The organism is Mesorhizobium sp. M8A.F.Ca.ET.202.01.1.1 (assembly GCF_004791595.1).
Taxonomy (GTDB): Bacteria; Pseudomonadota; Alphaproteobacteria; order Rhizobiales; family Rhizobiaceae; genus Mesorhizobium.
This window is the reverse complement of sequence record NZ_SRUN01000011.1, coordinates 50,314-62,410: the sequence shown is the minus strand read 5'-3', so window position 1 is coordinate 62,410 and position 12,097 is coordinate 50,314. Positions and strand designations below refer to the sequence as shown.

11 protein-coding genes are annotated in these 12,097 nt (G+C 64.4%); 4 read left to right on the top strand and 7 right to left on the bottom strand.

Translation table 11 applies throughout. From position 1 onward, the window contains the following. Positions 1 to 15 precede the first annotated feature (15 nt). From EN845_RS22750 to EN845_RS22720, 6 genes are all read right to left on the bottom strand, one after another. Entirely contained in the window at positions 16 to 366 is a 351-nt protein-coding gene (locus EN845_RS22750) for a cupin domain-containing protein (RefSeq protein WP_127872867.1), read from the bottom strand. Positions 367 to 595: 229 nt separating this feature from the next. Then, positions 596 to 1,870, bottom strand: coding sequence for a glycosyltransferase (locus EN845_RS22740; protein WP_127872868.1), 1,275 nt, complete (start codon positions 1,868 to 1,870; stop codon positions 596 to 598). 12 nt (positions 1,871 to 1,882) lie between these two features. Then, positions 1,883 to 2,956, bottom strand: a complete 1,074-nt coding sequence (locus tag EN845_RS22735) for an ABC transporter ATP-binding protein (RefSeq protein WP_127872869.1) — start codon at positions 2,954 to 2,956, stop codon at positions 1,883 to 1,885. Continuing rightward, positions 2,953 to 3,747 carry an ABC transporter permease gene (locus EN845_RS22730; protein ID WP_127872870.1) on the bottom strand — a complete coding sequence of 265 codons (795 nt, stop codon included), beginning with the start codon at positions 3,745 to 3,747 and terminating at the stop codon, positions 2,953 to 2,955. The genes EN845_RS22735 and EN845_RS22730 overlap by 4 nt, the downstream gene beginning before the upstream one ends. Continuing rightward, positions 3,740 to 4,582: an ABC transporter permease gene (locus tag EN845_RS22725; RefSeq protein WP_127872912.1), complete on the bottom strand. Its 843-nt coding sequence runs from the start codon at positions 4,580 to 4,582 to the stop codon at positions 3,740 to 3,742. Before EN845_RS22725 ends, EN845_RS22730 begins: the two co-directional genes overlap by 8 nt. Before the next feature lie 372 nt (positions 4,583 to 4,954). Then, the gene (locus tag EN845_RS22720) at positions 4,955 to 6,019 is read right to left on the bottom strand and encodes a spermidine/putrescine ABC transporter substrate-binding protein (RefSeq protein ID WP_127872871.1); all 1,065 of its coding nucleotides are present in this window, start codon (positions 6,017 to 6,019) and stop codon (positions 4,955 to 4,957) included. Between the two features lie 231 nt (positions 6,020 to 6,250). Between EN845_RS22720 and EN845_RS22715 the strand changes: the two genes are divergently transcribed. Genes EN845_RS22715 through EN845_RS22700 form a run of 4 tightly spaced genes read left to right on the top strand, consistent with a single transcriptional unit; the run spans position 6,251 to position 11,173 of the window. Beyond that, positions 6,251 to 7,189, top strand: a complete 939-nt coding sequence (locus tag EN845_RS22715; protein ID WP_127872872.1) for a GntR family transcriptional regulator — start codon at positions 6,251 to 6,253, stop codon at positions 7,187 to 7,189. 11 nt (positions 7,190 to 7,200) lie between these two features. Further along, positions 7,201 to 8,484 (top strand): glycosyltransferase, encoded by a 1,284-nt coding sequence (locus EN845_RS22710; RefSeq protein WP_127872873.1) that lies wholly within the window; start codon positions 7,201 to 7,203, stop codon positions 8,482 to 8,484. 5 nt (positions 8,485 to 8,489) lie between these two features. Then, positions 8,490 to 9,872: a glutamine synthetase family protein gene (locus EN845_RS22705; RefSeq protein WP_127872874.1), complete on the top strand. Its 1,383-nt coding sequence runs from the start codon at positions 8,490 to 8,492 to the stop codon at positions 9,870 to 9,872. 2 nt (positions 9,873 to 9,874) lie between these two features. Next, complete coding sequence (locus EN845_RS22700) at positions 9,875 to 11,173, top strand: FAD-binding oxidoreductase (protein ID WP_167531441.1); 1,299 nt, start codon at positions 9,875 to 9,877, stop codon at positions 11,171 to 11,173. Between the two features lie 60 nt (positions 11,174 to 11,233). Here the strand turns inward: EN845_RS22700 and EN845_RS22695 are convergent, their stop codons facing one another. After that, a complete protein-coding gene (locus EN845_RS22695; RefSeq protein ID WP_127872875.1) occupies positions 11,234 to 12,004 on the bottom strand; it encodes an IclR family transcriptional regulator C-terminal domain-containing protein in 771 nt (256 codons plus the stop codon). Positions 12,005 to 12,097: the final 93 nt, after the last annotated feature.

The window sequence follows — 12,097 nt, the reverse complement described above, 5'->3', positions numbered from 1 at the left end:
GCGGCTTATTCTTGCTCAGGCCAGCATGTAGACGTTGCGCATGGTCTCATGCACGGTGCATTCGCCCGTCCAGCCGGCGGGAAACATGACCACGCTTCCCCTGGAGATTTCTATCACCTCGCCGACATCCGACCGGTAGGTCGCGCGGCCGGCGACGAAGTGGCACAGTTCGTCGCGCGGAATCGAGAGCCGCCAGCGGCCCGGTGTGCAGACCCATATTCCGGATTCCGGCTGGTTGTTCGGCCCTTTGTGCACGAGCTTGCCGGTGGAGTGGGAGACGCCCGACAGGGCGTCGGGCTGGACGCCCCAGTCGACGAGGTCGGTGCGGGTCGAGGCCTGGTGGAGGTGCGGGGCGGAGGAAGTCATGCTGATGCTCCTGCGCGCCGCCTGAGAAGCTCGTGCTCTACGGCGCCCCCCTCTGTCCTGCCGGACATCTCCCCCACGAGGGGGGAGATCGGCAACTTCGGCCTCGGCGTTTCGTCATCGACGTCGAAAATTGGCCAAGGCAGTCGCGACATCCAATCTCCCCCCTCGTGGGGGAGATGTCCGGCAGGCCAGAGGGGGGCGCCTTGGCTCGGCGTGTCAAACATCGCAATCACAGCAACGCCTCCAGCAAACCCGCAGCCTTCTCAGGTCCATTCTGCACGTGCATCTGTGCCGATGTCTGCGCCAGCTTCGCCTTCATTTTCGGATCGGTCAGGCAGGCTTCGATCTTCGCGATCAACTCCGCGTCCGTCCAATCGTAGCGCGGCATGCCGAAGCCATGGCCGGTTTCCTGGACCCGGGTGGCGTTGTCGTGGCCGTCCCAGACATAGGGCATGATGATCGCGGGCTTGCCGAAATAGAGGCACTCGGTGAAGGAGTTGTTGCCGCCATGGTGGATCACGGCATCGACCTGCGGGATCACCGAAGGCTGCGGGAACCAGCTGTCGACGATGACGTTGCCGGGCACGTCGGTGTACTGATCCCTGTAGCCGCCGACATTGACCAGCGCGCGGTAGCGGGTCTTGCCCAGCGTCGCGATGATCCGCTTCAGCAAGTCGACATCGCCGGCCCCCAGGCTGCCGAAGGAGACGTAGAGCAGCGGCCCGTCGTTGTTTTTGGCGAAGGCCGGGACGGTATAGGGCTTTTCCTGCCGCACGCAGCCTTCCAAATACCGGAATTTTGCCGGATCGAGCGGATGGCGGCGCTTGAATTTCGCGGCTTCGGGATAAAGCAGCAGGTTCAGATAGGGCGAAGCCTCGAAGAACTGGCCGATCGGATAGGGCGCCTCATCATTGGCGCCGAGGAACGCGTTGAAGTCATCATGGATCGGCTTGATCACGGCATTGAAGTGATCGCGGTAGCGCTGGTGTCCGGCATGGTCGTTTTCGCCGCAGCCGGAGAGATGCGGTGGGATGCCCTCGTCCTCGATCTCGTTTTCGGAACAGGAGATGACGCGTACCCACGGCTTGCCGAACTGCTTGATCGCCGGGAACAGGATGACGTTGTCGACGCAGATCACATCCGGCTTGATGGCGGAAAGCACGCGCGGCAGGTCCTTTTGCGCCCACTTGGCGCTGTCGACGATGGCCGTCCAGCAATCCTTGACGTAATTGTCGACCTGGTCGTAGGGCGACTTGCGGAAGTTGGGGATGTGGCCGTTGATGAAGTCCTCCCAGAACTTGGCCATCTGCTCGGGCGGCATCGGTTCGGAAAGGTTCACCGGATGCGCCTCGAAGCCATAGCCCTTGTAGACATCGACAAAGCCCGGATCGGACAGGAAAACCGCTTTGTGGCCGCGCGCTTCCACGGCTTGCGCGATGCCGACGGAATTGAGCGCCGGGCCGTAGGCGGCTTCGGGAAAAAACGCGATCGTCTTCTGCGCCATCAGGCTTCTCCTTCACTCTGCGAAAATTCTGACATCGGCAGGATCCCAGCCGAGTTCGACCTGGTCGCCCGACGAGACCGGCCGCCGGTCGGCTGCATCGGCGGTTACACGCACCAGGAACGGCTTCGGCGCCAGCGGCGTTCGGACATGCAGTTGCAGGTCGAGCCCCTGATAGGCCAGTGCCTCAACCGTTCCGGTCGTCCGGTTCGCGGTATCCGCGGACGGGAACAGCCGGACGCGTTCGGGCCGCACGGACGCGACGGCGGCCGCCCCGGACGAAAGCGCTGCGGGAACCTTGCCGGCGATGCGCGCGCCATTCGCGGCCACGACGCCATCGGTGGACACCTTGCCCGGAACAAAATTCATCACGCCGATGAAGTCGGCGACGAAACGGTCGGCCGGATGCTCATAGACCGCATGCGGCGTGTCGCATTGCAGCAGCTTGCCGTCTTTCAGCACCGCCATGCGGTCGGCCATGACCAGCGATTCCTCCTGGTCATGGGTGACGATGACGAAGGTGATGCCGACCTCGTGCTGCAGGCGCTTCAGTTCCAGCTGCATGGCGCCGCGCAGCTTCTTGTCGAGTGCGCCGAGCGGCTCGTCGAGCAGCAGCAACCGGGGCCGCTTGACCAAGGCGCGGGCCAGCGCCACGCGCTGCTTCTGACCGCCGGACAGTTGCTCCGGCTTGCGGTCGGCGAATGGCACGAGTTCGGTGGTCGCCAGGATGGCGTCGACGCGCGCGCGGATTTCTTTAGCCGGCAAGCGCTCCATCTCCAGCCCGTAGGAGACATTGGCGCGAACGCTCATATGCGGGAACAGCGCGTAGGACTGAAACATCAGATTGACCGGCCGCTTGTTGGGCGGCATCCTGGCGATGTCCTTGCCGTCGAGCAGGATGCGCCCGTCGCTCGGCGTCTCGAAGCCGGCCAGCATGCGCAAGAGCGTGGTCTTGCCGCAGCCCGATGGACCGAGCAGCGCGAAGAACTCGTTCTCCCTGATATCCAGCGAGATGCCGTCGACGGCGGTGACGCGGCCGAAATTCTTCGACACACGATCGATGGCCAGCAGCGTGCGCGGTTCGCTCATTGGCCTGTTATTCCCCGGTTGAGCCGCTGCGACAGGGTCAGCGCGGTGACCGAGACCGCCATGACGATGGTGGCCAGGGCGTTGATCTCGGGTGTGATGCCGAAGCGGATCATGGCGTAGATCTGCATCGGCAGCGTGGTCGAGGCGCGGCCCGCGCCTGCGGTGAAGAAGGCGATGATGAACTCGTCGACCGAGAGCGTGAAGGCGAGCAGTGCGCCGGCAATCACGGCCGGCGCGATGACCGGCAAGGTGATCCGCCGGAAGGTGGTGATGGCGGAGGCGCCGAGATCGGTGGAAGCCTCGACGATCGACCAGTCGAAACTCTTCAGCCGGGCACGCACCACCGAGCAGACGAAGGCGAGGTTGAATACGACATGGGCGAGGATGATGGTGTGCAGGCCCATGGTGAGGTTGAGCATCGAAAAGAACGACAGGAGCGCGATTGCCAGCACGATGTCGGGAATGATCATCGGCGCGAAGATCAGCGCCTCGAGCCCCTTGCCATATTGCCGGCGCATCTCGACGCCGATCGCCAGCAGCGTGCCGAGCAAGGTGGCGATCGCTGTCGAGACCAGCGCCACGATCAGCGTGTTGAGGGCGGCGGAGAGGATGGCGGAATTGCCGGCCAGCGAGACGTACCATTTCAGCGAAAAGCCCGACCATGCCGTAGGCAGCCCGCCTTCGTTGAAGGACAGCGCCACCAGCACGGCGATCGGGATGTAGAGGAAGGCGAAGACGAGACTCAACACGAGCCAAAGCATGCGCCGTGTGGCTGGTGAGCGTTCAGCCATTCGCGTTGCCCTCGGCTTCCGCGATGCGGCCAGAGGCGCGATTGGCGGCGATCGCTTGCGCCATCAGCACCAGCAGCATGATGGCGATCAGCGCCATCGCCAGGGCCGCGCCGAACGGCCAGTCATTGGCGGTCAGGAACTGGTCGTAGACAAGGTTGCCGATCATCTGGAAGCGGCCGCCGCCGAGCAGCGCCGGGGTGACGAAATTGCCGATCGACAGCACGAAGACGAAGACGGCGCCGGCGGCGATGCCGGGCACGGTCAGCGGCAGGATGACACGGCGAAACGTCGTCATCGCCGAAGCGCCGAGATCGCGCGAGGCTTCGGCCAGTTCCGGGTTGAGCCGCGACAAAGGCGCGTAGCAGGCGAGGATGACGAAGGGCAGATAGTTGTAGACCAGGCCGGCGATGACCGCGCCTTCGGTGTAGAGCATCGAGGGCGGTTCACCGGTGTAGCCCACCCAGCGCAGGAGCTGGGTGATAAGCCCTTCGCGGTTGAGCAGCACGATCCAGGCATAGGTGCGGATCAGGTAGTTGGACCAGAACGGCAGCACGGCGAAGAACAGGAACACCGGCTGCCAGCGGCGCGGGGCGGCCGCGATGGCATAGGCGGCGGCGTAGCCGATCACCACCGCGATCAGCGTGGCGGTGCCGGCAATGCGCGCCGAGTTCAGGAAAATGCCGGCATAAAGCGGGTCGAAGACCTGCCCGAAATTCTCCAGCGTGAAGGTGTAGTCGATGCCGCCATAGATGCCGCGCCGGAAGAAGGCGAGCGCCAGCACCAGCGCGCACGGCACAACCATCAGCGCGGTCAACCAGACCAGCGCCGGGGCCATCAGCAAGGAGGAGCGGTAGGGGACGTGTTTCACGACGTACCGCCCTCTGGTCTGCGAGCTATCTCGAGGGCATCGAAATGATGTCTCGGCAGTTGCCCCCTCACCCGGATTGCCAACCGAATTGCGAAGGGCAATTCGGGACAATCCGACCTCTCCCCGAGGGGAGAGGAGTGCGCGCACGCCGGTGCCTTCCTCTTCTCCCCCACGGGGAGAAGGTGGCCGCGAAGCGGCCGGATGAGGGGGCGCTGCGCCAGCGATTGGCGAAAAGCCGCAAGCCGGCCAATCTCCACCCTTGAGGGGGAGATGACCGGCGGGCCAGAGGGGGGCGACACGGAACGCAAGCTTTATTTCAAGATGCTGTTGGAACAGTCCTTACTGCGCGGCCTTGATCTCGCTGACGATCTTGGAATAATCGCGCTGGGCTTCGCCGACATCACGCAGCTGTTCGAACTTGACGAGGTCGGCCACCGGCATCGCCATGTTGGGGAATTTTGCCAGGAAATCGGCCGGCAGGCTTTCCATCGCCGGCTTGTTCGGAACCTTGTAGTCGATATTCTGGGCCGCCCAGGCGTGGTTCTTGGCATCGAGCATGAAGTTGATGAACTGGAAGGCGGCATCCTTGTGCTCGGAGGCCTTCATCACCACCATCGTGTCGACCCAGAGATCCGAACCTTCCTTGGGAATGATGTATTTGATCTCCGGCTTGTCGGCGATGCCGTAATTGCACCAGCCGTCCCAGGCCTGGACCATCAGCGCCTCGCCGGAAACCAGTTTCGAATAGAAGGTGGTGTCGTCATAGGCGAGCAGGGTTTTCTTGGCCGAGATCAGCAGGTTCTTGACCTCGGCCATCTTGGCCGGATCTGTCTCGTTGACAGAGAAACCCTTGTCGAGCTGCCCGGCGGCGAGCAGCCAGCGATCAGTCGCCAGCATGGTGGTCTTGCCCTTCAGCTCATCCGACGGCGCCAGCAGGTCGCTCCAGCTCGTGGGCGCCGTCTTGACCAGGTCCGAGCGGTAGCAGAGGCCGGTCGTGCCCCAGGTGTAGGGCACGGAGAAGGTGTTGCCGACATCGTGCGGCAGCTTGGTCGCTTCGGGATAGAGGTTGGCGAGGTTGGGGATCTTGGCATGGTCCATCGGCTCGGTCAGGCCGAGCTTGTTCAGAACCTCGGCGAAGGGCGAGGAGACGAAAACCACGTCATAGCCCTTGCCGCCGGCGGCAATCAGCTTGCCCATGATCTCTTCATTGGTGGCGTGCACCACGACTTCGCCGGAAACGCCCGTCGCGGTCTTGAAGGCGGCCATGGCGTCGGGCGCCATGTAGCCGTCCCAATTGGAAATGACGAGGTCGGCGGCCATCGACGGCGCGGACAGCGCCACGACAAGCCCGAGGGCGATCGAAGGCATTCTCAGCGCACGGCGCCGCAGGCTGGTAGCAGTCATGGCAGGCTCCCATTCCGGTTGGTTCGTCGAATTCGTGCTGGACCCGCGCGACATGCGCCGCTGCATCGATCCTGTTCCCTCGGTCTTTTGTCGCCGATTGCACCGACAGTACTATTGCAGAAAAAAGTACGTCAATCCATAATTTGAAAACCGGCCTCGGAATCTGGCCGATTGCGTCCACGCCGGTGATGGGTCAAATCAACGAGGTCACGTCCGTTCCACGAGAATGTCATGCAAGCCGCAACCCGACGACCTCGCACCAACCATCTCGATCTGGCCCAGCGCATCCTGGATGTGGCGCGGCAGCGTGGCTTCGCGCCCGGCGCACGCCTGCCCGAGCAACAGATCGCCTCGCTGTGCAATGTCTCGCGCACTCCGGTCCGGGCGGCGCTCAGCCTGCTCGCGGAGCAGGGTGTCGTTTGCTGGGAGGCGGACACCGGATATCACCTGGCGATCGACCTCGCCGCGCAGCCGGCGATATCAGCCGAATTGCCCGCCGCCGAGGAAGACGAGCTTGCCGAAGCCATCCTGCGCGACCGTTCGGCGCGGCGCCTCGACCAGACAGTGACCGTCGCAGGGCTGATGCGGCGGTACAGTGCCGAACGGAAAACGGTACTAAAATCTCTGAACAGACTGACAGAGGAGAATCTTCTCGATCGCGCACCAGGTCAGTCCTGGTTGTTCCGGCGCGCCCCTGATGACCCGGAGGCGCAAGGCGAGAGCTACGAGTTCCGGCTGCTTTTGGAGCCCGCCGCCATCCTGACGCCCGGCTTCCGGCTCGACGGCGCGCGCGCCGCGATGTTGCGCCAGGGCATGGAGGCGCTATCGGCGCTGCCCGACGCCGCGTTCGATACACGCGAGTTCCAGCGGCTCGACATCGATTTCCACGGCATGATCGCCGAAGGCAGCGCCAACCGCTTCGTCGCCGACGCGCTGGCCGATCACCTCAGGCTGCGGCGGCTTCCGGGCATCTATGCGGGCGTCAACGTCTTCCGGCTGAAGCAATCGTTGCGCGAACACCTGAACATACTCGACCATCTTGAAAGCCGGCAGTATGAGGTTGCTGCCGATCTGCTGCGCATTCACCTGCGGCTGTCGCGCAGCCAGCGGCCGCAGGCGGCCAGCCGCGGCGCTCCCGCGCTGTTCGGCATGATCAGCCGGCCGGAATGAAGAGGATTTAATTGACGCGTAGAGCGAGCCCGACCATCGCGCTGTTTCCCGAGGCCAGTTTCGGGGCGGCGTTGAATTGCGTCGGCATCGCGCAGGCGCTGCGCGCGAAGGGCGCGCGGCCGGTGTTCATCTGCCATGCCGGCTTCTCCGGCGTCTTTGCCGACTATGGTTTCCAGGAATACCAGCTGCCGACCGAGGAGCCGCTGAGCGACAGCGAGCGCCAGAGCTACTGGCAGGCGTTCGTGCGCCGGCATCTGCCGCATTTCAGGCTGAGCCCGATCGACCAGCTCGAAACCTATGTCGCGCCGACCTGGCAGGCGATCGTCGACACGGCGGTCAATGCCGAGGCGCCGCTGCGCCAATTGCTGGCGCGGCTGAAGCCCGACGCGGTGGTGCTCGACAATGTCATCATGTTCCCGGCGATAGCGGCAGCCGGCTGCCCGTGGGCGCGCGTCGTTTCCTGCGCCGAGACGGAGCTGCCTGACGCTGAAGTGCCGCCCTATCTCTCGGGCCTCGGCGCTGGCGATCCGCAACGCGCGGCGTTCGAGGCGCGATATCTCGCAGCCTCGGCGCCGGCGCATGACCGCTTCAACCGCTTTCGCGCCGATTGCGGCCTAGCGCCGCTGCCGAAGGGCCTGTTTCTTGAAACCTCACCCGATCTCAATCTGCTCTTGACGCCGGCGATCGTGCGCCGCGAACGCGCCGAGCCGCTCGACCCCGAGCGCTTCGTCTATCTCGAAGGCTGCGTGCGGTCGGAAGGGCCATTCGAGGTGCCGGTTTTCCCGCGCAATGGCGGGCCGCTGGTCTATGTCAGCTTCGGCAGTCTCGGCGCCATGGATGTCGGCCTGATCGAGCGCATGCTTGCAGTCTTCGACAAGTTGCCGGCCCGCTTCATCGTCAATGTCGGTGGCCTGCGCGATGCCTACCGCGCTGTGCCCGACAATGTCTATCTCGACGCCTGGTTTCCGCAGCCCTCCGTGGTGGCGAAGTCGGACCTTTTCATCCATCACGGCGGCAACAATAGCTTTTGCGAAGCGCTGCGCTTCGGCGTGCCGTCGCTGATCATGCCCTATTGCTGGGACGGGCACGACAATGCGCAACGCGCCGGCGAAACCGGCGTCGGTGACCATATCGGCCGTGACGGCTGGACCGAAGGGGGATTGGAGAGAGCCATTCTCGGCCTGCTGACCGATGACGCCATGCGCGCCCGCCTCAGGGACAATGCAGCCGAGATGGCGCTGAAACCCGGAACGGACGTGGCCGCGCAAGCCATTCTCTCCCTGATACGGACTTGAACGAAATGCTCGATAAGAACACGAATACCGCAAACCTCTTCAATGGCAACGACCCCAAGGCCTGGCTTACGCAGCACGGCATCACCGAGATCGAGTGCCTGGTGCCCGACATGAACGGCGTCCTGCGCGGAAAGGCGCTGCCGACCGCCAAATTCCTCAAGGCGCTGGAAGACCGCGCGCTCTACCTGCCGAGCAGCGCCTTCCTGGTCAGCATCGACGGCCGTTATTCCGGCTCGATCGACGAGGGTTTTGCCTATTCGGACCCCGACATGCGCATGGTGCCCGATGTCTCGACGCTGTGCCTGGCGCCGGGCGCCGGGGCGGGGAAGGCCTATGTTTTTGCCGATGCCTTTCATATGGATGGCAGGCCGTGGATGGCTTCGCCGCGTCATGTGCTGCGCGCCGTGCTCGATCTCTATCGCCAGCGCGGCTGGCGCGCGGTGGTCGCACCCGAGCTCGAATTCTACCTTACCGCGCCCAATCCCGATCCGGACAAGCCGCTGACCGCGCCGGTCGGAGCCAATGGCCGCGCCGAGGGCGTGCAGCATCCCTATGACATGGCGGCGCTGGAAGAATTCGAGCCAGTGATCCGGCGTATCTATGACTATTCAGCGGCAGCCGGACTGCCGCTCGATACGCTGATCCATGAATCGGGCACGGCGCAGCTCGAAATCAATCTGCTGCATGGCGATGCCCTGCCGCTGGCCGACCAGGTGCTTTTGTTCAAGCGGTTTACGCGCCAGGCCGCGCAGCAATGCGGCATGCATGCGACCTTCATGGCCAAGCCGATCGCGGCCCAGGCGGGCAGCTCGATGCATCTGCACATGTCCGTTGTCGACGAGGCCGGCAACGCGCTTTTCGCCGGCAGCGACGATGCCGACACCGGGATGTTCGGCCATTTCATCGGCGGCCTGCAGAAGTACATTCCCGAAATCATGCCGCTGTTCGCGCCGAACGTGAACTCGTTCCGCCGCATCAGGCCGAACCACAGCGCGCCGGCCAACATCGAGTGGTCGCATGACAACCGCTCCTGCGGCCTGCGCGTGCCGGCCGGCGGGCGCATGGCGCGGCGGGTGGAGAACCGGCTGCCGGGTGCCGATTCCAATCCCTATCTGGCGATCGCCGGTTCGCTGCTTGCCGGCTATCTCGGTGTCGAGCAGAAGCAGGCGCGCTCGGCCGAGGCGTCGGGCAATGCCTACAAGATCAAGAGCACGCTGCCGAAGACCATGGAGGAGGCGCTCGACCGCTTCACCGCGTGCGACCCGGTGCGGGCATTGCTGGGCGAGGACTTCTTCCAGACCTATCTGCGCGTCAAGAGCGTCGAGCTCGACCTGTTCCAGAGCGTGGTGACGAGCTGGGAACGCGACCACCTCTTGCTGAAGGTGTGATCATGGCATCTTCGACGGGTTTCAATTCCGGTCTCGATATCGGCAAATCCTATTATGTCGCGACCGCCAATCCGGCGCCGGAACACGCGGCCCTTGCGGGCGGTGTCGAGGCGGATCTGGTCGTCGTCGGCGGCGGCTGCACCGGCCTGTCGGCCGCCCTTCACGCGGCCGAGCGCGGGCTGAAGGTGGTGCTGCTCGAAGGCGGCAAGATCGGCTGGGGCGCGTCGGGCCGCAATGGCGGCCAGATGATCCCCGGCCTGCGCAAGGGCGCCAAGGGTCTGGTCAAGCTCTACGGACCCGAGCGGGCGAAGGTGCTGTTCGACCTCGCCTTCGAGGCACGCGGCCTGGTGCTCGGCATCATCGAGCGCCATGCCATCGACTGCGACCTCAGGCTGACCGGCCATCTGGTCGGCGCGGTCAACGGCTCCGACCTCAGGGATCTCGAGGAAGAGGCCAAATGCCTCAAGAGCGTGATGAAATTCCGCGACGTCGAGATCCTGTCGGCGGCGGACGCGCGGGCCAAGGTCGACACGCCTTATCAGGGCGCGATGTATGAGCCGCTCGGCGGCCACATGCATCCACTCAACTATACGCTCGGGCTTGCCCGCGCGGCTGTCGCGGCCGGCGTCACCATCCACGAGAATTCGGTGGCGGTGAAACTGGAGCGCGAGCCTTCGATCCGCGTCTCGACGGCAAAGGGGTCGGTGCGAGCCAGACATGTCGTGCTGGCGGGCGACGCGCTGCTCAACGGGTTGGAGCCGCGCGTCAACAGCCGCATCATGCCGGTAGGTAACTACATCGTCGCCACCGAGCCGCTGGAGGGCAAACGCAACGTCATCCCGGCCAATGTCGCGGTGTCCGACACGCGCTTCGTCGTCAACTATTACAGGATGTCCGCGGACGGGCGGCTGTTGTTCGGCGGCGGCGAGCGCTACACGCCGTCACCGCCGGCCGATATAGCCGGCTTCGTGCGGCCGCACATGGAAGGCACGTTCCCGCAGCTCAAGGGATGCCGCATCGATCATGCCTGGGGCGGGCTGGTGTCGGTGACGACGTCGCGGCTGCCGCATGTCGGGCACTATGGCGAGGTCTATTTCGCGCATGGCTATTCCGGCAAGGGCGTCATCCTGTCGACACTGTCGGGCAAGCTGCTCGCCGAAGCGATCACCGGCGATGCGTCGCGGCTCGACCTGTTCTCGACGCTGACCCCGATGCCGTTCCCGGGCGGCACGGCGCTGCGCGGGCCACTCTATGTGCTGGGGATGTTGTGGTACGCGATGCGGGATCGGATGAAGCATTGAGGGGCTAACGATCAGAGGGGGGCGCTGTCCCGCCGACGTCGGAAGGCCCAGCAAAGCCTCTTACACCACAAAAAAATCCTCGATACGCTGCCTGGCATCCAGCAGCGCCGGCAGGATTTCGCGCTCCATCTCCTCGACCGAAAACCGTGCCGACTGGGTCGAGACATTGATCGCCGCGACCGTGCGTCCAGCCCTGTCGCGGATCGGCACGGCGATGGAGCGCAGGCCGAGTTCCAGTTCCTCGTCGACGATGGCGAAGCCATCCGTTCCAGCCTTGCCGATGGCCTTCGCCAGCAACGGCCTTTCAACAATCGTCTTCGGCGTCCGGCGTTCGATGGTTGCGTGGCTAAGAAATGCGTCGAGTTCCTCTGGCGTCAGCCCGGCGAGCAGCATCCGGCCCATCGAGGTGCAATAGGCGGGCAGCCTGGTGCCGACATCGAGCGAGACGCTCAGGATACGGCGCCCGGGAATGCGGGCGACATAGACGACATCATCGCCCGACAGGATCGCCGCCGAGCAAGCTTCGTTCAGCTGCGCCGCCACCGCGCGCATGATCGGCGCGGCGAAGCTCCACAGCGAGCCGCCGCCGAGCCAGGTGCGGGCGATGGTCAGCAGGCGTGGCGACAGGGAGAACACACGCCCGGATTGAGTCGCGTAGTCGGTGGCGACCAAGGTCAGCAGGAAGCGGCGGGCGGCGGCGCGAGTCAGGCCGGCTGTCTCGGCCATTTCGGTCAGGGTCATGCCCGCGGGATGCCGGGCCAGGATTTCCATGACGGCAAGTCCGCGCCCGAGCGAGCCAACGTGATCGCGGGAAACGGTCTCTTCGTCCATCTCATCCTCTGACAAAAGCGATTTAGCCAGCATTGACTCCGCCTCGGAGCAGGCGCTAGAAAGTATCCCATATAATACTTTTGTTCGCAATAC